Source organism: Escherichia sp. E4736 (assembly GCF_005781225.1).
GTDB lineage: Bacteria > Pseudomonadota > Gammaproteobacteria > Enterobacterales > Enterobacteriaceae > Escherichia.
In genome coordinates this window covers 16,608-42,225 of sequence record NZ_VATT01000035.1, presented here as the reverse complement: position 1 = coordinate 42,225, position 25,618 = coordinate 16,608, and the positions used below count along the sequence as shown (strand labels likewise).

General features: G+C 51.0%; 30 protein-coding genes and 1 other RNA gene. 18 read left to right on the top strand and 13 right to left on the bottom strand.

What is annotated here, in order from left to right:
- The first annotated feature begins 17 nt into the window (after positions 1 to 17).
- Positions 18 to 236, top strand: coding sequence for a DNA-binding transcriptional regulator (locus FEK46_RS19455; protein WP_019842421.1), 219 nt, complete (start codon positions 18 to 20; stop codon positions 234 to 236).
- 144 nt (positions 237 to 380) lie between these two features.
- Here FEK46_RS19455 and rplS read toward each other — a convergent pair whose 3' ends face one another.
- The 5 genes from rplS to ffh form a co-directional block, all read right to left on the bottom strand.
- Complete coding sequence (gene rplS / locus FEK46_RS19450) at positions 381 to 728, bottom strand: 50S ribosomal protein L19 (RefSeq protein ID WP_000065253.1); 348 nt, start codon at positions 726 to 728, stop codon at positions 381 to 383.
- A 41-nt stretch (positions 729 to 769) separates the two neighbouring features.
- Positions 770 to 1,537: a tRNA (guanosine(37)-N1)-methyltransferase TrmD gene (gene trmD, locus FEK46_RS19445; protein ID WP_000264781.1), complete on the bottom strand. Its 768-nt coding sequence runs from the start codon at positions 1,535 to 1,537 to the stop codon at positions 770 to 772.
- 30 nt (positions 1,538 to 1,567) lie between these two features.
- On the bottom strand, positions 1,568 to 2,116 hold the full coding sequence (gene rimM, locus FEK46_RS19440) for a ribosome maturation factor RimM (protein WP_000043330.1): 549 nt from the start codon (positions 2,114 to 2,116) through the stop codon (positions 1,568 to 1,570).
- Positions 2,117 to 2,134: 18 nt separating this feature from the next.
- Entirely contained in the window at positions 2,135 to 2,383 is a 249-nt protein-coding gene (rpsP, locus tag FEK46_RS19435; protein WP_000256450.1) for a 30S ribosomal protein S16, read from the bottom strand.
- Positions 2,384 to 2,519: 136 nt separating this feature from the next.
- Positions 2,520 to 3,881: a signal recognition particle protein gene (gene ffh / locus FEK46_RS19430; protein ID WP_000460035.1), complete on the bottom strand. Its 1,362-nt coding sequence runs from the start codon at positions 3,879 to 3,881 to the stop codon at positions 2,520 to 2,522.
- A 166-nt stretch (positions 3,882 to 4,047) separates the two neighbouring features.
- Here ffh and FEK46_RS19425 point away from each other — a divergent pair, with 166 nt between their 5' ends.
- Positions 4,048 to 4,839: an inner membrane protein YpjD gene (locus FEK46_RS19425; protein WP_024165303.1), complete on the top strand. Its 792-nt coding sequence runs from the start codon at positions 4,048 to 4,050 to the stop codon at positions 4,837 to 4,839.
- A gap of 20 nt (positions 4,840 to 4,859) precedes the next feature.
- Positions 4,860 to 6,146, top strand: a complete 1,287-nt coding sequence (locus tag FEK46_RS19420) for an HlyC/CorC family transporter (RefSeq protein ID WP_010723175.1) — start codon at positions 4,860 to 4,862, stop codon at positions 6,144 to 6,146.
- A 54-nt stretch (positions 6,147 to 6,200) separates the two neighbouring features.
- Here FEK46_RS19420 and grpE read toward each other — a convergent pair whose 3' ends face one another.
- Entirely contained in the window at positions 6,201 to 6,794 is a 594-nt protein-coding gene (gene grpE, locus FEK46_RS19415; RefSeq protein ID WP_001296310.1) for a nucleotide exchange factor GrpE, read from the bottom strand.
- Positions 6,795 to 6,916: 122 nt separating this feature from the next.
- Between grpE and nadK the strand changes: the two genes are divergently transcribed.
- The 3 genes from nadK (at position 6,917) to bamE (ending at position 10,035) form a co-directional block, all read left to right on the top strand.
- Complete coding sequence (nadK, locus tag FEK46_RS19410) at positions 6,917 to 7,795, top strand: NAD(+) kinase (RefSeq protein ID WP_001059169.1); 879 nt, start codon at positions 6,917 to 6,919, stop codon at positions 7,793 to 7,795.
- An 85-nt stretch (positions 7,796 to 7,880) separates the two neighbouring features.
- A complete protein-coding gene (recN, locus tag FEK46_RS19405) occupies positions 7,881 to 9,542 on the top strand; it encodes a DNA repair protein RecN (protein ID WP_135410300.1) in 1,662 nt (553 codons plus the stop codon).
- A gap of 148 nt (positions 9,543 to 9,690) precedes the next feature.
- On the top strand, positions 9,691 to 10,035 hold the full coding sequence (bamE, locus tag FEK46_RS19400) for an outer membrane protein assembly factor BamE (RefSeq protein ID WP_064529892.1): 345 nt from the start codon (positions 9,691 to 9,693) through the stop codon (positions 10,033 to 10,035).
- Positions 10,036 to 10,092: 57 nt separating this feature from the next.
- Here the strand turns inward: bamE and FEK46_RS19395 are convergent, their stop codons facing one another.
- Both FEK46_RS19395 and ratA read right to left on the bottom strand, forming a co-directional pair.
- On the bottom strand, positions 10,093 to 10,383 hold the full coding sequence (locus tag FEK46_RS19395; protein ID WP_064529893.1) for an RnfH family protein: 291 nt from the start codon (positions 10,381 to 10,383) through the stop codon (positions 10,093 to 10,095).
- On the bottom strand, positions 10,373 to 10,810 hold the full coding sequence (gene ratA / locus FEK46_RS19390; protein WP_001339419.1) for a type II toxin-antitoxin system toxin RatA: 438 nt from the start codon (positions 10,808 to 10,810) through the stop codon (positions 10,373 to 10,375). Before ratA ends, FEK46_RS19395 begins: the two co-directional genes overlap by 11 nt.
- Positions 10,811 to 10,980: 170 nt before the next feature.
- Here ratA and smpB point away from each other — a divergent pair, with 170 nt between their 5' ends.
- From smpB to csiR, 8 genes are all read left to right on the top strand, one after another.
- Positions 10,981 to 11,463 carry an SsrA-binding protein SmpB gene (gene smpB, locus FEK46_RS19385; RefSeq protein WP_000162574.1) on the top strand — a complete coding sequence of 161 codons (483 nt, stop codon included), beginning with the start codon at positions 10,981 to 10,983 and terminating at the stop codon, positions 11,461 to 11,463.
- Between the two features lie 213 nt (positions 11,464 to 11,676).
- Positions 11,677 to 12,039, top strand: a transfer-messenger RNA (tmRNA) gene (gene ssrA, locus FEK46_RS19380).
- 693 nt (positions 12,040 to 12,732) lie between these two features.
- A complete protein-coding gene (gene glaH / locus FEK46_RS19370; protein ID WP_135559303.1) occupies positions 12,733 to 13,710 on the top strand; it encodes a glutarate dioxygenase GlaH in 978 nt (325 codons plus the stop codon).
- Between the two features lie 19 nt (positions 13,711 to 13,729).
- Positions 13,730 to 14,998 (top strand): L-2-hydroxyglutarate oxidase, encoded by a 1,269-nt coding sequence (gene lhgO, locus FEK46_RS19365; protein WP_135559311.1) that lies wholly within the window; start codon positions 13,730 to 13,732, stop codon positions 14,996 to 14,998.
- Positions 14,999 to 15,020: 22 nt separating this feature from the next.
- The gene (gabD, locus tag FEK46_RS19360; RefSeq protein ID WP_088128690.1) at positions 15,021 to 16,469 is read left to right on the top strand and encodes an NADP-dependent succinate-semialdehyde dehydrogenase; all 1,449 of its coding nucleotides are present in this window, start codon (positions 15,021 to 15,023) and stop codon (positions 16,467 to 16,469) included.
- 13 nt (positions 16,470 to 16,482) lie between these two features.
- Positions 16,483 to 17,763 carry a 4-aminobutyrate--2-oxoglutarate transaminase gene (gene gabT, locus FEK46_RS19355; RefSeq protein ID WP_135559302.1) on the top strand — a complete coding sequence of 427 codons (1,281 nt, stop codon included), beginning with the start codon at positions 16,483 to 16,485 and terminating at the stop codon, positions 17,761 to 17,763.
- 237 nt (positions 17,764 to 18,000) lie between these two features.
- Complete coding sequence (gabP, locus tag FEK46_RS19350; protein ID WP_130260076.1) at positions 18,001 to 19,401, top strand: GABA permease; 1,401 nt, start codon at positions 18,001 to 18,003, stop codon at positions 19,399 to 19,401.
- Positions 19,402 to 19,421: 20 nt separating this feature from the next.
- The gene (csiR, locus tag FEK46_RS19345) at positions 19,422 to 20,081 is read left to right on the top strand and encodes a DNA-binding transcriptional regulator CsiR (RefSeq protein WP_130260075.1); all 660 of its coding nucleotides are present in this window, start codon (positions 19,422 to 19,424) and stop codon (positions 20,079 to 20,081) included.
- A gap of 6 nt (positions 20,082 to 20,087) precedes the next feature.
- Here the strand turns inward: csiR and kbp are convergent, their stop codons facing one another.
- On the bottom strand, positions 20,088 to 20,534 hold the full coding sequence (gene kbp / locus FEK46_RS19340) for a potassium binding protein Kbp (RefSeq protein WP_064529911.1): 447 nt from the start codon (positions 20,532 to 20,534) through the stop codon (positions 20,088 to 20,090).
- Positions 20,535 to 20,616: 82 nt separating this feature from the next.
- Positions 20,617 to 20,775 (bottom strand): YqaE/Pmp3 family membrane protein, encoded by a 159-nt coding sequence (locus FEK46_RS19335; protein WP_000508177.1) that lies wholly within the window; start codon positions 20,773 to 20,775, stop codon positions 20,617 to 20,619.
- A gap of 182 nt (positions 20,776 to 20,957) precedes the next feature.
- Between FEK46_RS19335 and FEK46_RS19330 the strand changes: the two genes are divergently transcribed.
- On the top strand, positions 20,958 to 21,257 hold the full coding sequence (locus FEK46_RS19330) for a metalloregulator ArsR/SmtB family transcription factor (RefSeq protein ID WP_130208087.1): 300 nt from the start codon (positions 20,958 to 20,960) through the stop codon (positions 21,255 to 21,257).
- Between the two features lie 9 nt (positions 21,258 to 21,266).
- Entirely contained in the window at positions 21,267 to 21,791 is a 525-nt protein-coding gene (locus FEK46_RS19325) for a rhodanese family protein (protein ID WP_130260073.1), read from the top strand.
- Between the two features lie 46 nt (positions 21,792 to 21,837).
- Here FEK46_RS19325 and stpA read toward each other — a convergent pair whose 3' ends face one another.
- Complete coding sequence (gene stpA, locus FEK46_RS19320; RefSeq protein WP_064529914.1) at positions 21,838 to 22,239, bottom strand: DNA-binding protein StpA; 402 nt, start codon at positions 22,237 to 22,239, stop codon at positions 21,838 to 21,840.
- A 662-nt stretch (positions 22,240 to 22,901) separates the two neighbouring features.
- Here stpA and alaE point away from each other — a divergent pair.
- On the top strand, positions 22,902 to 23,351 hold the full coding sequence (gene alaE / locus FEK46_RS19315) for an L-alanine exporter AlaE (protein ID WP_130208083.1): 450 nt from the start codon (positions 22,902 to 22,904) through the stop codon (positions 23,349 to 23,351).
- A gap of 37 nt (positions 23,352 to 23,388) precedes the next feature.
- Here alaE and FEK46_RS19310 read toward each other — a convergent pair whose 3' ends face one another.
- Positions 23,389 to 23,733 carry a DUF2002 family protein gene (locus FEK46_RS19310; RefSeq protein ID WP_130208081.1) on the bottom strand — a complete coding sequence of 115 codons (345 nt, stop codon included), beginning with the start codon at positions 23,731 to 23,733 and terminating at the stop codon, positions 23,389 to 23,391.
- A 151-nt stretch (positions 23,734 to 23,884) separates the two neighbouring features.
- On the opposite strand from FEK46_RS19310, the gene FEK46_RS19305 reads away from it, so the two are divergent.
- The gene (locus FEK46_RS19305; RefSeq protein ID WP_135559301.1) at positions 23,885 to 24,214 is read left to right on the top strand and encodes a DUF883 domain-containing protein; all 330 of its coding nucleotides are present in this window, start codon (positions 23,885 to 23,887) and stop codon (positions 24,212 to 24,214) included.
- Between the two features lie 55 nt (positions 24,215 to 24,269).
- Here the strand turns inward: FEK46_RS19305 and FEK46_RS19300 are convergent, their stop codons facing one another.
- The gene (locus tag FEK46_RS19300; protein WP_135559300.1) at positions 24,270 to 25,604 is read right to left on the bottom strand and encodes a PLP-dependent aminotransferase family protein; all 1,335 of its coding nucleotides are present in this window, start codon (positions 25,602 to 25,604) and stop codon (positions 24,270 to 24,272) included.
- Positions 25,605 to 25,618: the final 14 nt, after the last annotated feature.

Here is a 25,618-nt window from a genome sequence, read left to right as displayed (position 1 = left end):
CAGCAGGGGGAAAAATTATGATGCACTGCCCGTTATGCCAAAACGCCGCGCATGCTCGCACTAGCCGATACCTTAGCACCGAAACGAAAGAACGTTATCACCAGTGCCAGAACATCAATTGCGGCTGCACATTTATCACTTTTGAGACGCTATCAAGGTTTATCGTGAAACCGGGTGCTATTGATCCTGCCCCACCCCACCCCGTCAGAAACCAGCAACAACAACTTTGGCTTTGAACCTGCTTCGGCAGGTTTTTTTATATCTGTAGCCATCCCGTCAATCTCTGCCGCCAATTTGCCGCCACCACCAATCAAAAAGGGGTTAGCAATTTGCTAACCCCTTGTTTCATAACACGCTTTGGATGTAGCGTGAATGCGTTATCAGTTAAGACGCTCTTTGATACGAGCAGCCTTACCAGTACGCTCACGCAGGTAGTACAGTTTAGCTTTACGAACAGCACCACGACGTTTGACAGAAATGCTGTCAACTACCGGAGAGTGAGTCTGGAAGACACGCTCAACGCCTTCGCCGTTGGAAATTTTACGAACAGTGAATGCAGAGTGCAGACCGCGGTTACGAATAGCGATAACCACGCCCTCGAATGCCTGCAGACGTTTTTTGGAACCTTCAACAACCCATACTTTCACTTCCACGGTATCACCCGGACGGAAGGAAGGTACGTCCTGCTTCATCTGCTCTTGTTCAAGTTGCTTAATAATGTTGCTCATAATTTAATCTCTTATCCTGGGTAAACTGATATCTCGGGGGCTTACGCCATCCCATCATGTTTATGTTGCTGTTGTGCGTGTTCCGTTTTGAACTCCGCCAGCAACCTTGCTTGCTCTTCAGTCAGAGCCAGGTTTTCCAGAAGTTCAGGTCTTCTAAGCCAGGTACGGCCCAGCGACTGTTTCAAACGCCAGCGACGTATCTCGGCATGGTTGCCCGACAGTAACACTGACGGAACTTCCATCCCTTCTAACACCTCAGGCCGCGTATAGTGCGGGCAATCCAGCAATCCTTCAGCAAAGGAATCTTCCGTTGCTGAGGCTTCATGTCCCAGTACTCCCGGAATAAACCGGGAAACAGAGTCAATCAGCGTCATTGCTGGTAACTCACCACCACTGAGAACGTAATCGCCGATTGACCATTCTTCGTCAATTTCGGTTTGGATCACGCGCTCATCTATACCTTCGTAGCGACCGCACACCAGAATCAATTTTTGATTCGTTGCCAGTTCGCTGACGCCCGCTTGATCAAGCTTGCGTCCCTGTGGTGACAGATAAATCACCTTTGCGCCTTCACCCGCCGCGGCTTTTGCTGCATGAATGGCGTCCCGCAAAGGTTGCACCATCATTAACATCCCCGGTCCGCCACCGTAAGGACGATCGTCCACGGTACGGTGCCGGTCATGCGTGAAGTCGCGAGGACTCCAACTCTGGATGCTCAGCAGGCCATTTTTAACTGCCCGGCCAGTTACCCCGTAATCGGTAATTGCGCGGAACATTTCAGGAAACAGGCTAATTATGCCAATCCACATAGCGCCGTCTTTTACCGTTTATCCGGTGGTTTAAAAACCAGGATCCCAATCTACTTCGATTGAACGAGTAGTGAGATCGACTTTCTTGATAACCTGCCCATCGAGGAACGGTACGAGACGTTCCTTGATACCAAACGCATCTTTCAGGTTTGCCTTAATGACGAGAACGTCATTGGATCCGGTTTCCATCATGTCAATGACTTTACCGAGATCGTAGCCTTCAGTGGTTACTACCTGGCAGCCCATCAGGTCTTTCCAGTAGTAGTCGCCCTCTTCAAGCTGAGGCAGTTGCGATGAATCCACGACAATTTCACAATTCGTCAGAAGGTTCGCCGCATCACGATCGTCAACGCCTTTCAGCTTGATGATCATGTCCTGATTGTGGTGCTTCCAGCTTTCCAGCTGGACTTGCTGCCACTGACCCGCCTTCTGGATAAACCAGGGCTGATAGTCAAAAATGCTTTCGGCGTCTTCGGTGGAAGAAAACACTCTGAGCCACCCACGAATACCGTAAGACGAACCCATTTTTCCCAAAACGATGGGATCAACAGGTGCTTGCGCGGTGAGTTGTTTGCTCATCATGACCACCGTGACAGATTAAGCTGCTTTGTTTACTTCTTTGATCAGCGCAGCAACGCGATCAGAAATAGTTGCGCCCTGGCCAACCCAGTGAGCGATGCGATCCAGATCCAGGCGAGTGCCTTCTTCTTTTTCGCTAGCGATTGGGTTGAAGAAACCAACGCGCTCGATGAAGCGACCGTTGCGTGCATTACGGCTGTCAGCGACAACAACCTGGTAGAACGGACGCTTTTTAGCGCCGTGACGTGCTAAACGAATAGTTACCATAACATCCTCTTGTGTGAATAAAACAACCGGACCCCATCGAGGAACGGAGTCCGGTGTCATATTAAAAGCCCGAAAATTTTACTGATTTCTGGAGAAAATGCAATCAGCAGTTAATAACTCTGTCGCATAAGGTCATTTAGCGACCAGGAAATCCCGGTGGCATCATCCCTTTCATGCTTCTCATCATCTTCGCCATTCCGCCCTTCTTCATTTTCTTCATCATGCGCTGCATGTCGTCGAACTGCTTCAGAAGGCGGTTAACGTCCTGCACCTGCATACCGCAACCGGCAGCGATACGACGCTTACGCGAACCTTTGATGATTTCTGGCTTAGCGCGCTCTTTCATCGTCATCGAGTTGATGATGGCTTCCATACGCACCAGCACTTTATCGTCCATCTGCGACTTGACGTTATCCGGGATCTGCCCCATGCCCGGCAGCTTGCCCATTAGGCTGGCCATGCCGCCCATATTTTTCATCTGGCGCAGCTGCTCAAGGAAGTCGTTGAGATCGAAGCCGTCGCCTTTTTTCAGCTTGCTGGCTAATTTCTCTGCCTGCGCACGGTCAACTTTGCTTTCGATATCTTCGATCAGCGACAGAACATCGCCCATGCCGAGAATACGGGAAGCGATACGGTCCGGGTGGAACGGCTCCAGCGCCTCGGTTTTCTCGCCAACACCGAGGAACTTGATAGGCTTGCCAGTGATGTGACGAATAGAGAGCGCCGCACCGCCGCGGGCATCGCCGTCCACTTTGGTCAACACTACGCCGGTAAGCGGAAGCGCTTCGTTGAAGGCTTTCGCGGTATTCGCGGCATCCTGACCGGTCATGGCGTCAACCACAAACAGGGTTTCAACCGGATTAATCGACGCATGGACTTGTTTGATCTCGTCCATCATCGCTTCGTCAACGTGCAGACGACCGGCGGTATCCACCAGCAGAACGTCGTAGAATTTCAGTTTGGCTTCTTTCAGCGCCGCGTTAACGATATCTACCGGTTTCTGACCAACATCAGAAGGGAAGAAATCAACGCCCACCTGCTCTGCCAACGTCTCAAGCTGTTTGATTGCCGCCGGACGATAAACGTCGGCAGAAACAACCAGCACTTTCTTCTTGTGCTTCTCGCGCAGGAACTTACCGAGTTTGCCCACGCTGGTTGTTTTACCGGCACCTTGCAGGCCCGCCATCAGCACGACCGCAGGCGGTTGCGCAGCCAGATTCAGGGTCTGGTTCTCTTCGCCCATCGCCGCAACCAGTTCGTTACGGACGATTTTGACGAACTCCTGCCCCGGCGTCAGGCTCTTATTAACTTCATGACCAACCGCTTTCTCTTTTACGCGATTGATAAACTCACGCACTACCGGCAGAGCGACGTCCGCCTCCAGCAGCGCCATGCGCACTTCGCGCAGCGTATCTTTTACGTTGTCTTCAGTGAGGCGTCCACGGCCACTGATATTGCGCAGCGTGCGCGACAAACGATCGGTTAAATTATCAAACATTGTCTCTCGCCTGGGGTGGAAACGGTTGGCCGCAATCGCGACACATCATCAGTATTTTGCCGCAGTATAACATGAAGGCGTCTTTGTTGTTATGCAACGGTTGGAGCAGCGTTCACCTGACGCTATACTGCTTCTCTTTCTTATTGCTCAAACTGTCGACATTACTATGCCCGTTTTTGCTCTGCTCGCGCTTGTCGCCTACTCCGTCAGTCTTGCGCTGATTGTTCCCGGTCTGCTGCAAAAAAACGGCGGCTGGCGGCGCATGGCTATTATTTCTGCGGTCATCGCGCTGGTCTGCCACGCAATCGCTCTGGAAGCCCGCATCCTGCCCGACGGTGATAGCGGACAAAACCTCAGCCTGCTGAATGTTGGTTCATTGGTCAGTTTGATGATCTGTACGGTAATGACCATTGTGGCTTCTCGCAATCGTGGCTGGTTGCTGCTACCCATTGTCTATGCCTTTGCGCTTATCAACCTGGCGCTGGCGACCTTCATGCCCAATGAATACATCACCCATCTGGAAGCCACGCCCGGGATGCTGGTGCACATTGGCTTATCGCTCTTTTCCTACGCCACGCTGATAATTGCCGCCCTGTACGCGTTGCAACTGGCATGGATTGATTACCAACTGAAGAACAAAAAGTTGGCATTCAGTCAGGAAATGCCGCCATTGATGAGTATCGAGCGTAAAATGTTCCATATTACGCAGATTGGCGTGGTGCTGTTAACGCTTACTCTTTGCACTGGCCTGTTCTACATGCACAACTTATTTAGCATGGAAAATATCGACAAGGCTGTGCTCTCTATCGTGGCGTGGTTTGTCTATATTGTGCTGCTGTGGGGACATTATCATGAAGGATGGCGTGGACGCCGCGTCGTCTGGTTTAACGTCGCGGGTGCAGTCATTCTGACACTGGCCTACTTCGGCAGCCGAATTGTTCAGCAGTTAATCAGCTAAACCCAGAAAAGGAGTTTCCCCTGGAACACATTTCTACTACTACGTTGATCATTATTCTGATCATCATGGTGGTCATTTCAGCCTATTTTTCCGGGTCCGAAACCGGAATGATGACACTCAACCGCTATCGTCTGCGGCATATGGCAAAACAGGGCAATCGCTCGGCCAAACGCGTCGAAAAATTGCTGCGTAAGCCAGACCGCCTGATTAGCCTGGTGTTAATCGGCAATAACCTGGTCAATATTCTTGCCTCCGCGCTCGGCACTATTGTTGGGATGCGTTTGTACGGCGATGCGGGCGTGGCAATTGCGACTGGTGTGCTGACTTTTGTCGTACTGGTTTTTGCTGAGGTATTGCCGAAAACCATTGCCGCGCTGTACCCGGAAAAAGTCGCTTATCCGAGTAGTTTTCTGTTAGCACCGCTGCAAATTTTGATGATGCCGCTGGTCTGGTTGCTGAACGCTATTACCCGCATGTTAATGCGCATGATGGGCATCAAAACCGATATCGTGGTTAGCGGCTCTTTGAGCAAAGAAGAGTTGCGCACCATCGTGCACGAATCGCGCTCACAAATTTCCCGTCGCAATCAGGATATGCTGCTTTCGGTACTCGATCTGGAAAAAATGACTGTCGATGACATCATGGTGCCGCGCAGTGAAATTATCGGTATTGATATCAACGATGACTGGAAATCGATTCTGCGCCAACTCTCCCACTCACCTCACGGGCGCATCGTGCTCTACCGTGATTCGCTGGACGACGCCATCAGTATGCTGCGTGTGCGTGAAGCCTGGCGGTTGATGTCGGAGAAAAAAGAGTTCACCAAAGAAACCATGCTACGCGCCGCGGACGAGATCTATTTTGTCCCGGAAGGCACGCCACTCAGCACGCAGCTGGTCAAGTTTCAGCGCAACAAAAAGAAAGTCGGCCTGGTCGTCAACGAGTATGGAGACATTCAGGGGCTGGTGACGGTTGAAGATATTCTGGAAGAGATAGTCGGTGATTTCACCACATCCATGTCGCCAACACTTGCCGAAGAAGTCACTCCGCAAAACGACGGTTCGGTGATTATCGATGGCACCGCCAACGTGCGAGAAATTAACAAAGCCTTTAACTGGCATCTACCGGAAGATGATGCTCGAACCGTTAATGGCGTCATTCTTGAAGCGCTGGAAGAGATCCCTGTCGCTGGCACCCGCGTACGTATTGGCGAGTACGATATCGATATTCTCGACGTTCAGGACAATATGATTAAGCAGGTAAAAGTTTTTCCTGTAAAACCGCTGCGCGAGAGTGTGGCGGAGTAACGAAAACGGCCCGGCATTCGCATGCTGGGCCGTGATTTATTACGAAAACAAAAATTAAGCTTTTGCTTTCGCTACAGTAACCATCGCCGCACGAATCGTACGACCGTTCAGCGTATAACCCTTCTGCATAATGCCCAGTACGTTACCTGGCGCAACGTCATCAGATTCCACCATTGCGATGGCCTGATGCACATTCGGGTCCAGCGGCACGTTAGTTTCGGCGATCACTTCAACGCCAAACTTACGCACAACATCCAGCATCGACTTCAGCGTCAGCTCAATGCCTTCAACCATCGCGGACATATCCGGGTTAGCTTTATCAGCCACTTCCAGCGCACGATCCAGGCTATCAATCACCGGCAGTAATTCGTTGATGAATTTCTCCAGCGCGAATTTGTGGGCTTTTTCGATATCCAGTTCAGTACGACGACGCAGGTTTTCCATTTCGGCTTTTACGCGCAAAATGCCGTCACGTTCACGGGTCTGGGCTTCAGCCAGCTGAGCTTCGAGATTCGCAATTTTTTCATCGCGCGGATCCACCTGCTCAGCAGAAGCTTCTGGCTCAACTGCCTCAATCTCTTCGTGCTGATCCATGATAATTTCTTCCGGGGCTTGCCCCTCAGGCGTTTTCTGTTCTTTACTACTCATGAATTTCTCCGCGTTTTTTTCGCATTCATCTCGCTAACTTCGCTTATTATGGGGATCAGTTTCAGGGTTTCAAGGGAAGCACTCACATTGTCATCAATCTTCGCAACAAGGACCTCGGAAAAATGAATAATCATTTCAAGTGTATTGGCATTGTGGGACACCCACGGCACCCTACTGCACTGACAACACATGAAATGCTCTACCGCTGGCTGTGCACAAAAGGTTACGAGGTCATCGTTGAGCAACAAATCGCTCACGAACTGCAACTGAAGAATGTGAAAACTGGCACGCTCGCGGAGATTGGGCAACTGGCTGATCTCGCGGTAGTTGTTGGAGGCGACGGTAATATGCTGGGCGCGGCGCGCACGCTCGCCCGTTACGATATTAAAGTTATTGGAATCAACCGTGGCAACCTGGGTTTCCTGACTGACCTTGACCCCGATAACGCCCAGCAACAATTAGCCGATGTGCTGGAAGGCCACTACATCAGCGAGAAACGTTTTTTGCTGGAAGCACAAGTCTGCCAGCAAGATTGCCAGAAACGCATCAGCACAGCGATTAACGAAGTGGTACTTCACCCAGGCAAAGTTGCGCATATGATTGAGTTCGAAGTATATATCGACGAGATCTTTGCGTTTTCTCAGCGTTCCGATGGTTTGATTATTTCGACACCTACAGGCTCCACTGCCTATTCCCTCTCGGCAGGGGGACCAATACTGACGCCTTCTCTGGATGCAATAACCCTGGTGCCAATGTTCCCGCATACGTTGTCAGCGCGGCCGCTGGTGATAAACAGCAGCAGCACTATCCGTCTGCGTTTTTCGCATCGCCGTAACGACCTGGAAATCAGCTGCGACAGTCAGATAGCACTGCCGATTCAGGAAGGTGAAGATGTCCTGATTCGTCGCTGTGATTATCATCTGAATCTGATTCATCCGAAAGATTACAGCTATTTCAATACATTAAGCACCAAGCTCGGCTGGTCAAAAAAATTATTCTAATTTTACGCCAGCCTCTTTACTGTATATAAAACCAGTTTATACTGTACACAATAACAGTAATGGTTTTTCATACAGGAAAACGACTATGTTGGCACAACTGACCATCAGCAACTTTGCTATCGTTCGTGAGCTTGAGATTGATTTTCACAGCGGCATGACCGTAATAACCGGTGAAACCGGCGCGGGTAAATCTATTGCGATAGATGCCCTCGGCCTTTGTCTCGGTGGTCGCGCTGAAGCCGACATGGTGCGTACCGGCGCTGCTCGCGCTGATCTGTGCGCCCGTTTTTCACTGAAAGATACACCAGCGGCTCTGCGTTGGCTGGAAGAAAATCAACTGGAAGATGGCCGTGAATGCCTGCTTCGTCGCGTAATCAGTAGCGATGGTCGCTCCCGTGGTTTCATCAACGGTACAGCTGTTCCTCTGTCACAACTGCGCGAACTGGGTCAGTTGCTGATTCAGATCCATGGTCAGCACGCTCATCAATTACTCACCAAATCCGAGCACCAAAAATTCCTGCTTGATGGCTATGCCAATGAAACCTCTCTGCTCCAGGAAATGACCGTACGTTATCAGTTGTGGCATCAAAGCTGCCGCGACCTCGCGCACCATCAACAACTAAGTCAGGAACGCGCCGCCCGTGCGGAACTGCTGCAATACCAATTAAAAGAACTTAACGAATTTAATCCGCAGCCCGGAGAGTTTGAGCAAATTGACGAAGAGTACAAACGTCTGGCGAACAGCGGTCAATTACTGACTACCAGCCAGAATGCATTGGCATTAATGGCCGACAGTGAAGACGCAAACCTGCAAAGTCAGCTTTACACGGCTAAACAACTAGTGAGCGAATTGATTGGCATGGACAGCAAACTGTCCGGCGTACTTGATATGCTGGAAGAAGCTACCATCCAGATTGCTGAAGCCAGCGACGAACTGCGCCACTACTGCGATCGTCTGGATCTCGATCCCAACCGTTTGTTTGAACTTGAACAGCGCATCTCAAAACAGATTTCGCTGGCACGTAAACATCACGTCAGCCCTGAGGCATTGCCACAGTATTACCAGTCGCTACTGGAAGAACAGCAGCAACTGGATGATCAGGCCGACTCACAAGAAACGCTCGCGCTGGCGGTAACGAAACATCATCAGCAAGCACTGGAAACGGCACGCGCGTTACACCAGCAACGCCAGCATTATGCAAATGAGTTGGCACAGCTGATCACCGATAGTATGCATGCACTCTCTATGCCGCATGGGCAGTTTACGATTGATGTTAAATTTGACGAACATCACCTGGGCATTGACGGTGCCGATCGTATTGAGTTTCGGGTAACCACCAACCCAGGTCAGCCAATGCAGCCTATTGCCAAAGTCGCATCCGGTGGTGAATTGTCCCGCATCGCATTGGCAATCCAGGTCATTACCGCGCGTAAAATGGAAACCCCGGCGCTGATTTTTGATGAAGTGGATGTAGGGATTAGCGGCCCGACAGCGGCAGTCGTCGGCAAACTGCTACGTCAGCTTGGCGAATCAACCCAAGTGATGTGCGTTACCCATTTGCCGCAAGTCGCAGGATGCGGTCATCAACACTATTTTGTCAGCAAAGAAACCGATGGCGCGATGACCGAAACTCATATGGAGTCGCTGGACAAAAAAGCGCGGTTACAGGAGCTGGCGCGCCTGCTTGGTGGCAGTGAAGTCACACGTAACACACTGGCGAATGCGAAAGAACTGCTTGCGGCGTAAACTTTTTTCCTGCTTCACGGTCAGAGTAAACAGCAAAACGCCGTAAGACCGGAAAGCAAAAGGTTTTAAAGTGATGAAAGGTCTATTATCATCGGCATATTACAGATGAGCCACGTACTGCTCGGGCCCGAAAAGGAATCAAATCACTATGCGCTGTAAAACGCTGACTGCTGCAGCAGCAGTACTATTGATGTTGACCGCAGGCTGTTCCACTCTGGAGCGAGTGGTTTACCGTCCTGACATCAACCAGGGGAACTATCTGACCGCTAACGACGTATCCAAAATACGTGTTGGCATGACGCAACAACAAGTTGCGTACGCATTGGGTACACCGCTGATGTCCGATCCATTTGGTACGAATACCTGGTTCTATGTGTTCCGTCAGCAACCAGGTCATGAAGGTGTAACGCAGCAAACGCTGACGCTGACCTTTAACAGCAGCGGTGTGTTGACCAATATTGATAACAAACCTGCGCTGACTGGCAACGAATAAAATTTGCCGTTTATAGCGATTAAAAAAGGTGCTCAATGAGCACCTTTTTTCTGGTTGTTATTTATTCGCCGATTTTTCTGCTCGTTGCCTGCGAAGCTCTTTCGGATCGGCAATGAGAGGACGATAAATCTCCACCCGATCGCCATCATGCACGGTATCGCTCAGTTTTGCTGGGCGGCTGTAAATGCCGACTTTGTTTTTAGTTAAATCGATATCGGTACGCAATTCCAGCAAGCCACTGGCGCGAATTGCTTCTTCAACCGTCGCGCCCTCCTGCAATCTTACCCGTTGCAGGTATTGTTTCTCGGGTAATGCGTAAGCCACCTCAACGGCAATTTTACCTGGCACTGTAGACCTCTTTTGCACGAACAGTAAAAGCCTGCACCATATTAGCTGCCAGCTCTTTAAACACGCGACCAAAGGCGAGTTCAATCAACTTATTGGTAAACTCAAAGTCGAGATGAAACTCAATACGGCACGCGTCCTGGCTCAACGGCGTAAACTTCCAGCCGCCGATCAATTTCTTAAACGGTCCATCAACCAGACTCATGAGAATACTTTGGTTACTGGTCAACTGGTTGCGGGTTGTAAACGTTTTGCTGATCCCAGCCTTAGACACATCTACCGCAGCGGTCATCTGCCCAGGAGTGGACTCTAGAATCCGGCTTCCAGTACACCCTGGTAAAAACTGAGGATAAGACTGAACGTCATTCACTAACTGATACATTTGCTCCGCGCTGTAGGGTACCAGTGCGGTCCGGCTAATCTGAGGCATAACAATTTCCATCAACAAAAATCCAACAAATAATATCATTTATCCTGCAGTAAAAAAAACGCTATCCCGGCGCTGGGTAACATCCGGTTCATGCTAAGATAGAGCCTTGTCCCCCGCAGGATTGATATGGGGTATTTTCGATTTCAGATTACCGATGATTCACGACGCTTATGACGAAGAAAAAAGCACATAAACCTGGTTCAGCGACCATCGCGCTTAACAAGCGCGCCCGTCACGAATACTTTATTGAAGAAGAGTTCGAAGCGGGACTTGCCCTGCAGGGCTGGGAAGTTAAATCCCTGCGCGCAGGAAAAGCCAATATTAGCGACAGCTATGTCCTTCTGCGCGACGGAGAAGCGTTCCTGTTTGGAGCAAACATCACGCCGATGGCAGTGGCTTCCACGCATGTGGTGTGCGACCCTACTCGCACCCGCAAACTGCTTCTCAACCAGCGCGAACTTGACTCTCTCTATGGCCGAGTGAACCGTGAAGGTTATACCGTAGTGGCGCTCTCCCTGTACTGGAAAAATGCCTGGTGCAAAGTAAAAATCGGCGTCGCGAAAGGTAAGAAACAACACGATAAACGTTCTGATATCAAAGAACGCGAATGGCAGGTTGATAAAGCACGTATCATGAAAAACGCGCACCGTTAAACCTATCTAAGCGATACGAATCAAATCTTCACCGCGCCTCCCTATTCGGTGGCGCGAATGAACATCTTGTCGACTGTCAAATCTGACACAGATGCAGCCATCCCATTGCTTAATCGAAGAAAAATCATACTATGCAGGCGCTAATTCCAGGATGATAACGCCTTTGGGGCTAGTCATGGCGCTCAAAAATCTGGTATACTTAACGTTACACATGGGGCTGATTCTGGATTCGACGGGATTTGCGAAACCCAAGGTGCATGCCGAGGGGCGGTTGGCCTCGTAAAAAGCCGCAAAAAATAGTCGCAAACGACGAAAACTACGCTTTAGCAGCTTAATAACCTGCTTAGAGCCCTCTCTCCCTAGCCTCCGCTCTTAGGACGGGGATCAAGAGAGGTCAAACCCAAAAGAGATCGCGTGGAAGCCCTGCCTGGGGTTGAAGCGTTAAAACTTAATCAGGCTAGTTTGTTAGTGGCGTGTCCGTCCGCAGCTGGCAAGCGAATGTAAAGACTGACTAAGCATGTAGTACCGAGGATGTAGGAATTTCGGACGCGGGTTCAACTCCCGCCAGCTCCACCAATCATGATTGGATGGTGTTATCACAACACCAACAAAAACAGGAAATTAGAAGTCTCATCAGTACACCGCCCAGACGGTGAGGAGACAAAAAAGGATACGCAACGGAGTCGCGACTCCCTGTGACATTAAAGCCCGCTGATGCGGGCTTTTTTATTGGTCCAGATTCCATCGTGTGTAAACCCCATTCAATTACAGTCCAGACATAGACAGCATCCCTCAGATCAGTATCAGATTCTCGAAAAATGGTAACTGTCATTAACCCGTTGTCAGAAAGAGAAAAATTAGCCTCCATAGCCAGTCTTCCCGGAATCTGTTTGTTCATTAAGATTGTTATCGATGCCATCAAGTAACATCGGTTGGATGCGATTGATCTTACTCACATTAGTCAACACGGAACTCAGTAAGTTGAAGTAACTCCGAACTCTGAAAAAGCAGTTTAAATAGCATTTAAACAAATGCCACCAGTTCGAAAATGAGTATAAGTACACTTAATATATTGTTTTAATTATTCATTCCCTTTCATCCCAATTCTTACCCCTTACATTTTTGTTATTGATTTGTTGCTTTTGATCACAATAAGAAAACAATATGTAACTTTTGTGCGCATTTTTCAGAAATGTAGATATTTTTAGATTATGGCTACGAAATGAGCATCGCCATGTCCCCCTACATCTCATAAGAGGATCGCTTCTGATGAATGCACTGACCGCCGTACAAAACAACGCTGTCGATTCAGGCCAGGACTATAGCGGATTCACCCTCACCCCGTCGGCGCAATCCCCGCGTCTACTGGAACTCACCTTCACCGAACAGACGACCAAACAGTTCCTCGAGCTGATTGCCGAGTGGCCCGTGCAGGCGCTGGAGTACAAATCGTTTCTGCGTTTTCGGGTAGGCAAAATTCTTGACGATCTCTGTGCGAACCAGCTGCAACCGTTGCTGTTGAAGACGTTGCTAAACCGCGCTGAAGGTGCGCTGTTGATCAATGCGGTGGGTGTCGATGATGTCGCGCAGGCAGATGAGATGGTGAAGCTGGCAACGGCGGTGGCGCATCTGATTGGTCGTTCCAATTTCGACGCAATGAGCGGTCAGTACTACGCGCGTTTTGTAGTGAAAAATGTCGATAACTCAGACAGCTATCTGCGTCAGCCGCACCGTGTGATGGAGTTGCATAACGACGGTACCTACGTTGAAGAAATCACCGATTACGTGCTGATGATGAAAATCGACGAGCAAAACATGCAGGGCGGAAATTCGCTGCTGCTGCATCTCGATGACTGGGAACACCTGGACCACTATTTCCGCCACCCGCTGGCGCGTCGCCCAATGCGCTTTGCCGCGCCGCCGAGTAAAAACGTCAGCAAAGATGTTTTCCATCCGGTGTTCGACGTCGATCAGCAGGGTAGCCCGGTGATGCGTTATATCGACCAGTTCGTCCAGCCGAAAGACTTCGAAGAAGGCGTGTGGTTGAGCGAGCTTTCCGATGCCATTGAAACCAGCAAAGGCATTCTTTCTGTGCCCGTTCCCGTTGGCAAATTCCTGTTAATTAACAATCTGTTCTGGCTGCACGGTCGCGACCGCTTTACCGCACATCCGGATCTGCGTCGCGAACTGATGCGCCAGCGTGGCTATTTCGCTTACGCCACTAACCACTACCAGACGCATCAGTAAGCGCAAAGGAATTGAGCGGATGTATGATTTTGTGATTATTGGCGGCGGCATCATCGGCATGTCGGCCGCCATGCAACTGATTGATGTCTATCCGGACGCCCGCATTGCGTTGCTGGAAAAAGAGTCTGGCCCGGCCTGTCACCAGACGGGCCACAACAGCGGCGTGATCCATGCCGGGGTCTATTACACGCCCGGCAGCCTGAAGGCGCAGTTTTGCCTGGCGGGAAACCGCGCCACCAAAGCCTTTTGCGATCAAAACGGCATTCGCTACGACAACTGCGGCAAGATGCTGGTTGCCACGTCCGATCTCGAAATGGAACGGATGCGCGCCTTATGGGAACGCACAGCGGCGAACGGTATTGAGCGCGAGTGGTTAAACGCCGACGAGCTGCGCGAGCGCGAACCGAATATCACCGGGCTCGGCGGCATTTTTGTGCCGTCCAGCGGCATTGTCAGCTACCGAGAAGTAACGGCGGCGATGGCAAAAATTTTCCAGGCCAGAGGCGGCGAGATTATTTATAACGCCGAAGTCAGCGGCCTTAGTGAGCATAAAAACGGCGTGGTCGTCCGTACCCGTCAGGGCGGCGAATACGAAGCGTCAACGCTGATTAGCTGTTCCGGACTGATGGCTGACCGGCTGGTGAAAATGCTCGGCCTCGAACCGGGCTTTATCATCTGCCCGTTCCGTGGCGAGTATTTCCGCCTTGCGCCGGAGCATAACCAGATTGTTAACCACCTGATTTACCCCATTCCCGATCCGGCAATGCCGTTTTTGGGCGTTCATCTCACCCGCATGATCGACGGCAGCGTGACCGTCGGGCCAAACGCGGTGCTGGCTTTCAAACGCGAAGGCTATCGCAAGCGCGACTTCTCATTTAGCGACACGCTGGAAATTTTGGGCTCGTCGGGGATTCGCCGGGTGCTGCAAAACCATCTACGCTCAGGACTGGGCGAGATGAAAAACTCGCTGTGCAAAAGCGGCTATCTGCGGCTGGTGCAAAAGTATTGTCCCCGGCTTTCGTTAAGCGATCTCCAGCCCTGGCCCGCCGGTGTGCGGGCGCAGGCAGTATCGCCGGACGGCAAGTTGATTGACGATTTTCTGTTTGTCACCACCCCGCGCACAATCCACACCTGCAATGCGCCCTCCCCGGCAGCGACATCAGCAATTCCTATTGGTGCGCATATTGTCAGCAAGGTACAAACGCTGTTGGCAAGCCAGAGTAACCCCGGACGCACGCTGCGAGCGGCACGTAGTGTGGATGCCTTACACGCCGCATTTAATCAATAACCTTTGAAAACAGGACGTAACAATGAAACTTAACGACAGTAACTTATTCCGCCAGCAGGCGTTGATTAACGGGGAATGGCTGGACGCCAACAATGGCGAGGTCATCGACGTCACCAATCCGGCGAACGGCGACAAGCTGGGTAGCGTGCCGAAAATGGGCGCGGATGAAACCCGCGCGGCTATCGACGCCGCCAACCGCGCCCTGCCCGCCTGGCGTGCGCTCACCGCCAAAGAACGCGCCACCATTCTGCGCAACTGGTTCAATTTGATGATGGAGCATCAGGACGATTTAGCACGCCTGATGACCCTCGAACAGGGCAAACCGCTGGCTGAAGCGAAAGGCGAAATCAGCTACGCCGCCTCCTTTATTGAGTGGTTTGCCGAAGAAGGCAAACGCATTTATGGCGACACCATTCCCGGTCATCAGGCCGATAAGCGCCTGATTGTGATCAAGCAGCCGATTGGCGTTACCGCTGCCATCACGCCGTGGAACTTCCCGGCGGCGATGATTACCCGCAAAGCAGGTCCGGCGCTGGCGGCAGGCTGCACCATGGTGCTGAAGCCCGCCAGTCAGACGCCGTTCTCTGCGCTCGCGCTGGCAGAACTGGCGATCCGCGCGGGCATTCCGGCTGGCGTATTTAACGTGGTCACAGGTTCGGCGGGCGCGGTTGGTAACGAACTGACCAGCAACCCGCTGGTGCGCAAGCTGTCGTTTACCGGCTCGACCGAAATTGGCCGCCAGTTAATGGAACAGTGCGCGAAAGACATCAAAAAAGTGTCGCTGGAGCTGGGCGGCAACGCGCCGTTTATCGTCTTTGACGATGCCGATCTCGACAAAGCCGTGGAAGGCGCGCTGGCCTCGAAATTCCGCAACGCCGGGCAAACCTGCGTTTGCGCCAACCGTTTATACGTGCAGGACGGCGTGTATGACCGCTTTGCCGAAAAATTGCAGCAGGCGGTGAGCAAACTGCACATCGGCGACGGGCTGGATAAAGGCGTCACCATCGGGCCGCTGATCGATGAAAAAGCGGTAGCAAAAGTGGAAGAGCATATTGCCGATGCGCTGGAGAAAGGCGCACGCGTGGTTTGCGGTGGTAAAGCGCACGAACGCGGCGGCAACTTCTTCCAGCCGACCATTCTGGTGGACGTTCCGGCCAACGCCAAAGTGTCGAAAGAAGAGACATTCGGCCCCCTCGCCCCGCTATTCCGCTTTAAAGATGAAGCTGATGTGATTGCGCAGGCCAATGACACCGAGTTTGGTCTTGCCGCCTATTTCTACGCCCGTGATTTAAGCCGCGTCTTCCGCGTGGGCGAGGCGCTGGAGTACGGCATCGTCGGCATCAATACCGGCATTATTTCCAATGAAGTCGCCCCGTTCGGCGGTATCAAAGCCTCGGGTCTGGGCCGTGAAGGTTCGAAGTATGGCATCGAAGATTACTTAGAAATCAAATATATGTGCATCGGTCTTTAACTGGAGAACGCGAATGAGCAGCAATAAAGAGTTAATGCAGCGCCGCAGTCAGGCAGTTCCTCGTGGCGTTGGGCAAATTCACCCCATTTTCGCTGACCGCGCGGAAAACTGCCGGGTGTGGGACGTTGAAGGCCGTGAGTATCTCGATTTCGCGGGCGGGATTGCGGTGCTCAATACCGGGCACCTGCATCCGAAGGTGGTTGCCGCGGTGGAAGCGCAGTTGAAAAAACTGTCGCACACCTGCTTCCAGGTGCTGGCTTACGAGCCGTATCTTGAGCTGTGCGAAATAATGAATCAGAAGGTGCCGGGCGATTTCGCCAAAAAAACGCTGCTGGTCACCACGGGTTCGGAAGCGGTGGAGAACGCGGTGAAAATCGCCCGCGCCGCCACCAAACGTAGCGGCACCATTGCCTTTAGCGGCGCGTATCACGGGCGCACGCATTACACGCTGGCGCTGACCGGCAAGGTGAATCCGTACTCTGCGGGGATGGGCCTGATGCCGGGCCATGTTTATCGCGCGCTTTATCCTTGCCCGCTGCATGGCGTCAGTGAAGATGACGCTATCGCCAGCATTCACCGGATCTTCAAAAATGACGCTGCGCCGGAAGATATCGCCGCCATCGTGATTGAGCCGGTTCAGGGCGAAGGTGGTTTCTACGCCGCGACGCCAGCCTTTATGCAACGTTTACGCGCGCTGTGTGACGAACACGGGATCATGCTGATTGCCGACGAAGTACAGAGCGGCGCCGGACGTACCGGCACGCTGTTTGCGATGGAGCAAATGGGCGTGGCACCCGATCTCACCACCTTTGCGAAATCCATCGCGGGCGGCTTCCCGCTGGCGGGCGTCACCGGGCGCGCGGAAGTGATGGATGCTGTCGCACCGGGCGGGCTGGGCGGCACCTATGCGGGTAACCCGATTGCCTGCGTGGCGGCGCTGGAAGTGTTGAAGGTGTTCGAGCAGGAAAATCTGCTGCAAAAAGCCAACGATCTGGGGCAGAAGCTAAAAGACGGATTGTTGGCGATCGCCGAAAAACACACTGAGATCGGCGACGTACGCGGGCTGGGGGCGATGATCGCCATCGAGCTGTTTGAAGATGGCGATCACAACAAACCGGACGCCAAACTCACCGCCGAGATCGTGGCGCGCGCCCGCGATAAGGGCCTGATTCTTCTCTCCTGCGGCCCGTATTACAACGTGCTGCGCATCCTGGTACCGCTCACCATTGAAGACGCTCAGATCCTGCAGGGTCTGGATATCATCAGCCAGTGTTTTGCTGAGGCGAAACAGTAAGTCCGTACCCATGCCGGAAGCGACGCTTTGCGTCTTGTCCGGCCTACGGGGATCCAGGTCGGATAAAGCGTTTACGCCGCATCCGACAATCTGTACGTGAACAGGAATAAATCTATGTTGGCCGGATAAGGCGGAGCCGCTCTCCGGCAAAAAGAATCAATAACAATTATACGCGTGACCCGACGCGGGAAATGTCGGGGCGCTCTCCCAAGTGACACACTTTCGAGAGGATTCAGGATGGGGCAATCATCGCAACCACATGAGTTAGGCGGCGGGCTGAAATCACGCCACGTCACCATGTTGTCTATTGCCGGTGTTATCGGCGCAAGTCTGTTTGTCGGTTCCAGCGTCGCCATCGCCGAAGCGGGCCCGGCGGTATTGCTGGCCTATCTGTTCGCCGGGCTACTGGTGGTTATGATTATGCGGATGCTGGCGGAAATGGCAGTAGCCACGCCCGACACCGGCTCCTTTTCCACCTATGCCGATAAAGCTATTGGCCGCTGGGCGGGCTATACCATCGGCTGGCTGTACTGGTGGTTTTGGGTACTGGTTATACCTCTGGAAGCCAACATCGCCGCCATGATCCTGCACTCGTGGGTTCCCGGTATTCCCATCTGGTTATTTTCCCTCGTTATCACCCTCGCCTTAACCGGCAGTAATTTATTAAGCGTTAAAAACTACGGAGAATTTGAGTTCTGGTTGGCGATATGCAAAGTGATTGCCATCCTGGCATTTATTTTCCTCGGCGCAGTGGCGATTAGCGGTTTTTACCCATATGCAGAAGTGAGCGGTATTTCAAGATTATGGGATAGTGGCGGCTTTATGCCCAACGGCTTCGGGGCGGTATTAAGCGCGATGCTGATCACCATGTTCTCGTTTATGGGCGCGGAAATTGTCACCATCGCCGCCGCAGAATCCGACACGCCGGATAAACATATTGTTCGCGCCACCAACTCGGTTATCTGGCGTATCTCTATTTTCTATTTGTGTTCTATTTTTGTCGTCGTGGCCTTAATTCCGTGGAATATGCCCGGACTGAAAACCGTGGGCTCCTACCGTTCCGTGCTGGAACTGCTGAATATTCCGCACGCCAAATTCATTATGGATTGCGTTATTTTGCTGTCGGTAACCAGTTGCCTGAACTCGGCGCTGTATACCGCGTCAAGAATGCTCTACTCCTTAAGCCGTCGCGGTGATGCGCCCGCGGTAATGGGTAAAATTAACCGCAGTAAAACCCCGTACGTGGCAGTATTACTCTCGACCGGTGCGGCATTTTTAACGGTGGTAGTGAACTATTACGCACCTGCTAAAGTGTTTAAATTCCTGATCGACAGCTCCGGCGCTATCGCCCTGCTGGTTTATTTAGTCATCGCCGTTTCGCAATTACGAATGCGTAAAATCCTGCTGGCAGAAGGCGGTGAAATTCGCCTGCGAATGTGGCTTTATCCGTGGCTCACCTGGCTGGTGATTGGCTTTATTACTTTTGTGTTGGTGGTAATGCTATTCCGTCCAGCGCAACAGTTAGAAGTGATCTCCACCGGCTTATTAGCGATAGGGATTATCTGTACCGTGCCAATTATGGCTCGCTGGAAAAAGCTGATAATGTGGCAAAAAACACCCATTCATAATACGCGCTGATAATGATCAGGAGTCACACCATGACCATTACGTCTCTGGATGGCTATCGCTGGCTGAAGAACGATATTATTCGCGGCAATTTTCAGCCGGATGAAAAATTACGGATGAGTTTGCTGACATCGCGTTATGCACTTGGCGTCGGGCCGTTGCGGGAAGCGCTTTCGCAACTGGTGGCAGAACGACTGGTCACGGTGGTGAATCAAAAAGGGTATCGGGTAGCCTCGATGTCAGAGCAGGAGTTGCTCGATATTTTCGATGCCCGCGCCAACATGGAAGCAATGCTAGTGAGTCTGGCGATTGCCCGCGGTGGCGATGAGTGGGAGGCAGACGTTCTCGCAAAAGCGCATCTGCTCAGTAAGCTGGAGGCCTGTGACGCCAGTGAGAAAATGCTTGATGAGTGGGATCTGCGTCATCAGGCGTTTCATACTGCAATTGTGACAGGCTGTGGTTCTCACTATTTGCTGCAAATGCGTGAACGGTTGTTTGATCTGGCGGCGCGCTATCGCTTCATCTGGCTGCGGCGAACGGTACTTTCCGTGGAAATGCTGGAAGATAAACACAACCAACATCAAATTTTAACCGAAGCCGTCCTGGCGCGAGATACCGCGCGCGCCAGTGAGTTAATGCGCCAGCATTTGCTGACGCCGATTCCCATTATCCAGCAGGCGATGGCGGACTAACCGCCATTACTCTGGAATACGCAACACTTGTCCCGGATAAATTTTATCCGGGCTTTTCAGCATCGGTTTATTCGCTTCGAAGATTTTATTGTACAGATTGGCGTTACCGTAGACCTGTTTGGAAATGGCGCTAAGCGTGTCGCCAGACTTAACGGTATAAAACTGGCTGGCAGTGGCTGGTGTCGCAGTTTTTACCTGATCGTCGACGCTGGCGATACCAGAAATATTCCCCACCGCAACAAGGATTTTTTCCTTCGCTTCCTGGCTCAAACCATCACCAGTCACCGTCGCTTTGCCATCGGTAATTTGGATATTTACTTTATCGGCATCTGGAATGCCGGTTTTGTTCAGATGCTCCTGCACCTTCTTCGCCTGATCGTCTTTATCATGCTGACCAGTAACTGTATCCCAGAGCTTTTCTCCGGCATCTTTCACAAAATTGAACAGACCCATAGTTACCTCGTTCGTTAACGGAAACACTCAGAAAGTGTAGCAGAGGAACGCGGCGCACTAACGCCGCGGAGTAAGCACAGAGTTAATCGCGGGTTTGCACCCAGAAAGCGTGAATTAAACCAGGGATATACCCAAGCAGCGTCAACAAGATATTAATGATGAACGCCCAGCCAAATCCTTTGCCAAGCAGCACGCCGAGCGGCGGCAAAATGATGGTGATGACAATTCTCCAGAAACCCATATTTACTCCCTATAAGAAAATTAACCATTGTTTAAAAAGAGATTTTATCTCTTAAGCGTAATAATTTTAGCGGAACCAGCCAGTTTCAGCCTACGCGTTTACCCTCATTTACGCTGCTGACGCTGGTATACGTTGCATTTTTAGTTTAGAATTCACTTAATTTAGAAAATACTTAAATAACTATGACTGAACTCGCCCAACTACAGGCCAGCGCCGAACAGGCTGCGGCCTTACTGAAAGCAATGAGTCACCCCAAACGGTTGTTGATTCTGTGTATGCTTTGCGGGTCACCAGGGACCAGCGCCGGAGAACTGGCTCGCATTACCGGACTTAGCGCCTCCGCCACGTCACAGCATCTGGCTCGCATGCGTGACGAGGGACTTATTGACAGCCAGCGGGACGCCCAACGCATTCTTTATTCCATTAAAAATGAGGCGGTAAATGCCATTATCGCCACCCTGAAAAATATCTATTGTCCGTAAGGAGTGACGATGGCTTTGATAACAATTTCACCGCATGACGCGCAAGAATTAATCGCACGTGGTGCAAAGTTAATCGATATTCGTGATGCCGACGAATATCTTCGTGAACATATTCCAGCAGCCTGTCTGGCACCATTATCCGTGATAGAACAGTCTGGTCTTCCGGATAAATTGCGTAGCGAACAAATTATATTCCACTGCCAGGCAGGTAAACGCACCAGCAATAACGCCGATAAATTAGCAGCGATTGCCGCCCCCGCAGAGGTCTTTTTACTGGAAGATGGGATCGATGGCTGGAAAAAAGCGGGATTGCCGGTAGCAGAAAATAAATCTCAACCGTTGCCATTAATGCGTCAGGTACAGATCGCCGCTGGCGGCTTAATATTAATCGGCGTCGTACTGGGTTATGCCATTAATAGCAGCTTCTTCTTATTAAGTGGATTTGTCGGCGCAGGATTAATGTTTGCAGGAATCAGTGGTTTTTGCGGGATGGCAAGGCTATTAGATAAGATGCCGTGGAATCAGCGAACTTGAGAAGCAACGCCGGATGCGCCATAGAGGCGGCATCCGGCGCCAGGGATTAGATCAGGAAATCGTCGAGAGATTTACCTTCTGCCAGCGCCTGAGCAATTGGCTTCGGCGTACGGCCCTGACCGGTCCAGGTTTTGGTTTCACCATTGAAGTCGGTGAATTTATATTTTGCTGGACGCGGTTCACGCTTTTTACCTGCACGCGGTGCAGCTGTGCCGTTAGCTAATAACTCTTCCGGGTTAATACCGTCAGCTTTCATCAGCTCCAGCCAGGTGCTAATTTTTTCCTGGCGTTCTGCCAGTTCACGCTGCTGCTGTTCTTCTTCTTCACGTCTTTCTTTAGTGACAACCCTGAATTTTTCGAGCATTTCTTCAAGAACGTCAATGGAGAATTCGCGAGCCATTGCACGAAGGGTGCGGATGTTATTTAAGCTTTGTAACATTACAGACATAATAAAGAAAACCTTTTAACGCCAAAACAAAAAGTATTTCGCCGCGTAGTGTAAGCGATCACTTATTATATTTCCACAAAATTTAATATATTTACAATCGCGAAGGGATATTATTTCGTGCGTTATTTGCTGACACATTAATGCTTATATGCAAATTATATAGCAGCCATTTAACTTACTTATTACAGCGACTGGCGAGTGTTCCGGCGTACGATACAACCTCCCGGCCGATAATGGAACACGCAACCAGCATAAATATGCATATAAAAAGAATACATATTAGTTATTCAAACCTGAAACTTTGTGCTGCCATTACAGGCTTTACAACATAAAAGATGCTGAATGAGGCCAGGCGCGCTCCTAAGCCGAATTCTCTACGCTTTGCTGCGTAAACACACCTTGATCACTCTGCAAAAAAACATCTGAACTACGTCATAACATAATGATTTAAAATAACATTATATTTTAAGACATAAAAAAACCCAGAATGTACAAAAAATGCGCCACTACGGAATATTTTATCTACAAAAACCAAGGAAATAAAATTTTTTCACTAATTGATAAGTCATAGCCAGCGATATACGCTATGCGAAAGTGCAAACGGTAATTTAAACCACTGCATTCACATTCATCCGATTTCGCGTTTATTAAGGAGCATGGGCATGTTCTCACCGCAGTCACGCTTGCGTCATGCAGTAGCAGATACGTTCGCGATGGTTGTTTACTGTTCTGTCGTGAACATGTTTATCGAAGTATTTCTCTCCGGAATGAGCTTCGAACAGTCCCTTTATTCCAGACTGGTAGCGATTCCGGTGAACATCTTAATTGCATGGCCATACGGTATGTACCGCGATCTATTTATGCGAATGGCACGCAAAGTTGGCTCGTCGGGCTGGGTAAAAAATCTTGCGGATATTCTGGCTTATGTGACGTTCCAGTCACCGGTATATATGGCAATCTTACTCGTCGTGGGCGCGGGTTGGCACCAGATTATGGCAGCGGTCAGTTCAAACATCGTCGTTTCGATGTTGATGGGTGCGGTCTATGGCTACTTCCTTGATTACTGCCGCCGCCTGTTCAAAGTCAGCAATTACCAGCAGGTAAAAGCCTGATCCTTCTTTGTCGCGACTGGCAATGCCAGTCGCGTCTTTAATTGGCTTCGCCAAACAATCCATGTAAATAACGTTCAAGCGCAACACGCGAGCTGAAACCGTGTGGAATGCCGTAATGCTCGTGACGCTCACCCGCTAAATAGAGCGGGAACCGCTGGTAATGATCGCAAGTTTTAATATCGGAAGCCGGTTCTGCCAGTGTCGAACTACGTTCTTTTAACGTGGGATGAATTACCAGTGCGGTACGTCCCATTCGCGCTTCGCGATTAACATAGACATAATTTTCCCCGCGGCGATAACCATAAGCTTTCTGGGTTACCACATCGACGGTAAAACCGACTTTCTCAAGTACGCGCGCCACCTCGTCTGGTCGTAAATACATATTCTATCCTCGTTATTATCTACCGCGGCCCTACCTTACCTGATTGAGCATTCACAACGCTTTCAGAAAAGTCCATAAAGCCACGATGAATCTCTGTTAAGAAAATTATGGTCTACACTGAAAATTACATTGAATCCTGATGGGAGATCATATGTTTAACAGACCGAACCGTAACGACGTCGATGATGGCGTGCAGGATATTCAGAATGATGTCAATCAATTAGCTGACAGCCTGGAATCTGTATTGAAGTCCTGGAGCAGCGACGCCAAAGGGGAAGCCGAAGCCGCACGCAGTAAAGCTCAGGCTTTACTGAAAGAAACCAGGGCGCGGATGCATGGTCGAACTCGCGTCCAGCAAGCCGCGCGCGATGCTGTTGGCTGCGCAGACTCTTTTGTTCGTGAAAGACCCTGGTGTAGTGTGGGAACAGCTGCTGCGGTAGGTATTTTTATCGGCGCGTTGTTAAGCATGCGTAAATCGTAGTGAAACAATGATAATAAATACACGTCCCTGGCCCCGAAGCCTGACTTCGGGGTTTTTAACTTAAGGCACTGCGTAATTGTTGTGTCACCTGCTGCGCCATACTTTCGCTAACGATATTGGTAAACGAGAGCAGCAATCCTCCTTCCCCATTTGAGCGGATACGCCAGTCGCTAAGTGCCTGCACCGCAAGGCCAGCAGCATTGGCTTTACGAGCATGGACAATATCGTCGCCCACCATGCTGATAACCATCTGGATACCACCTTTTTGCGGCACAACCTGAAATCCCTGCTGCGTCAACGCCTGCTCAATCCACTGCCGACGTTGAGCATAGTGCTGACGCATTTTCTTCAGATGCCGCCAGAAATACCCCTCACGAATGAAATCTGCCAGTGTGTTCTGCCACAGTACGGGTACCGCACATGGCTCCAGTGACGCCTGTTGCCGGAATTGCGTAATCTGCTCCACCGGCACCACCAGCCACGCACAGCGCAATGCAGGAAATAGCGCTTTGCTGAATGTTCCGGCATAAATCACCCGCTGCGGTGCGTCGAGACTTTTTAGTGCCGGTAACGGCTTACCGTGATAGCGAAACTCACTGTCGTAATCATCTTCAATAATCCATGCCTGACTACGTTCTGCCCATTCCAGCATCTGGTGCCTGCGCGCTAAAGAGAGCGCCACGCCCAGCGGGCTCTGGTGTGCCGGAGTAATCAGAGCAAAACGCGCATCAGGATAATTTTGTATTCCGCTTGTGACATCCAGTCCGTTGTCATCAACCGGCACCGGTAAAATTTCCACACCGTGGCGAGTGACAATCGAGCGAATCAGTGGAAAGCCGGGATCTTCCATCCACATCCCGTTTCCCGGTTTCGCCAGCGCGTGCAGAATTAAAGCCATTGAGGCCGCATAACCATGAGTGATAAAGACCTGCTCTGGCTGACAATCAATCCCGCGAGAAACGCGTAAGTAATCAACTATTGCCTCGCGCAACGCCGCCTCACCGCAGACATCGCCTAATGCCAAATCAAAACGCGTCTGGGTACGAAGGCGACGCCCCATCACCCGCGCCCACTGCTCTCGCGGAAAGAGATCGAGTGCGGGTAATCCCAATTGAAATGGCAGTGGCTGCTGACTTTCACCAGCAAAAGCCACGACATCCACAGCAGATTGTTGCGTATGTATCTGCTCACTGACAAATGTGCCAGCCTGTCCCCGCCTGACCAGCCATCCTTGCGCCACCAACTCAGCATACGCATTTTCGACAGTGGATCGAGACACACCCAGTTCCTGCGACCAGGTACGACTCGAAGGTAGCCTTGCACCAGGTTTCAGTTCCCCTTGCTCAATAGCCGTTTTTAACTGACGGGCGATATCCTGATAACGTGGCATATGGTCTGCTTTTT

Excerpts from the sequence above, each read along its gene's own strand:
- FEK46_RS19455 (WP_019842421.1), top strand. The coding sequence starts at position 18 with ATGATGCACTGCCCGTTATGCCAAAACGCCGCGCATGCTCGCACTAGC.
- rplS (WP_000065253.1), bottom strand. The coding sequence starts at position 728 with ATGAGCAACATTATTAAGCAACTTGAACAAGAGCAGATGAAGCAGGAC.
- trmD (WP_000264781.1), bottom strand. The coding sequence starts at position 1,537 with ATGTGGATTGGCATAATTAGCCTGTTTCCTGAAATGTTCCGCGCAATT.
- rimM (WP_000043330.1), bottom strand. The coding sequence starts at position 2,116 with ATGAGCAAACAACTCACCGCGCAAGCACCTGTTGATCCCATCGTTTTG.
- rpsP (WP_000256450.1), bottom strand. The coding sequence starts at position 2,383 with ATGGTAACTATTCGTTTAGCACGTCACGGCGCTAAAAAGCGTCCGTTC.
- ffh (WP_000460035.1), bottom strand. The coding sequence starts at position 3,881 with ATGTTTGATAATTTAACCGATCGTTTGTCGCGCACGCTGCGCAATATC.
- FEK46_RS19425 (WP_024165303.1), top strand. The coding sequence starts at position 4,048 with ATGCCCGTTTTTGCTCTGCTCGCGCTTGTCGCCTACTCCGTCAGTCTT.
- grpE (WP_001296310.1), bottom strand. The coding sequence starts at position 6,794 with ATGAGTAGTAAAGAACAGAAAACGCCTGAGGGGCAAGCCCCGGAAGAA.
- nadK (WP_001059169.1), top strand. The coding sequence starts at position 6,917 with ATGAATAATCATTTCAAGTGTATTGGCATTGTGGGACACCCACGGCAC.
- recN (WP_135410300.1), top strand. The coding sequence starts at position 7,881 with ATGTTGGCACAACTGACCATCAGCAACTTTGCTATCGTTCGTGAGCTT.
- bamE (WP_064529892.1), top strand. The coding sequence starts at position 9,691 with ATGCGCTGTAAAACGCTGACTGCTGCAGCAGCAGTACTATTGATGTTG.
- ratA (WP_001339419.1), bottom strand. The coding sequence starts at position 10,810 with ATGCCTCAGATTAGCCGGACCGCACTGGTACCCTACAGCGCGGAGCAA.
- smpB (WP_000162574.1), top strand. The coding sequence starts at position 10,981 with ATGACGAAGAAAAAAGCACATAAACCTGGTTCAGCGACCATCGCGCTT.
- glaH (WP_135559303.1), top strand. The coding sequence starts at position 12,733 with ATGAATGCACTGACCGCCGTACAAAACAACGCTGTCGATTCAGGCCAG.
- lhgO (WP_135559311.1), top strand. The coding sequence starts at position 13,730 with ATGTATGATTTTGTGATTATTGGCGGCGGCATCATCGGCATGTCGGCC.
- gabD (WP_088128690.1), top strand. The coding sequence starts at position 15,021 with ATGAAACTTAACGACAGTAACTTATTCCGCCAGCAGGCGTTGATTAAC.
- gabT (WP_135559302.1), top strand. The coding sequence starts at position 16,483 with ATGAGCAGCAATAAAGAGTTAATGCAGCGCCGCAGTCAGGCAGTTCCT.
- gabP (WP_130260076.1), top strand. The coding sequence starts at position 18,001 with ATGGGGCAATCATCGCAACCACATGAGTTAGGCGGCGGGCTGAAATCA.
- csiR (WP_130260075.1), top strand. The coding sequence starts at position 19,422 with ATGACCATTACGTCTCTGGATGGCTATCGCTGGCTGAAGAACGATATT.
- kbp (WP_064529911.1), bottom strand. The coding sequence starts at position 20,534 with ATGGGTCTGTTCAATTTTGTGAAAGATGCCGGAGAAAAGCTCTGGGAT.
- FEK46_RS19335 (WP_000508177.1), bottom strand. The coding sequence starts at position 20,775 with ATGGGTTTCTGGAGAATTGTCATCACCATCATTTTGCCGCCGCTCGGC.
- FEK46_RS19330 (WP_130208087.1), top strand. The coding sequence starts at position 20,958 with ATGACTGAACTCGCCCAACTACAGGCCAGCGCCGAACAGGCTGCGGCC.
- FEK46_RS19325 (WP_130260073.1), top strand. The coding sequence starts at position 21,267 with ATGGCTTTGATAACAATTTCACCGCATGACGCGCAAGAATTAATCGCA.
- stpA (WP_064529914.1), bottom strand. The coding sequence starts at position 22,239 with ATGTCTGTAATGTTACAAAGCTTAAATAACATCCGCACCCTTCGTGCA.
- alaE (WP_130208083.1), top strand. The coding sequence starts at position 22,902 with ATGTTCTCACCGCAGTCACGCTTGCGTCATGCAGTAGCAGATACGTTC.
- FEK46_RS19310 (WP_130208081.1), bottom strand. The coding sequence starts at position 23,733 with ATGTATTTACGACCAGACGAGGTGGCGCGCGTACTTGAGAAAGTCGGT.
- FEK46_RS19305 (WP_135559301.1), top strand. The coding sequence starts at position 23,885 with ATGTTTAACAGACCGAACCGTAACGACGTCGATGATGGCGTGCAGGAT.
- FEK46_RS19300 (WP_135559300.1), bottom strand. The coding sequence starts at position 25,604 with ATGCCACGTTATCAGGATATCGCCCGTCAGTTAAAAACGGCTATTGAG.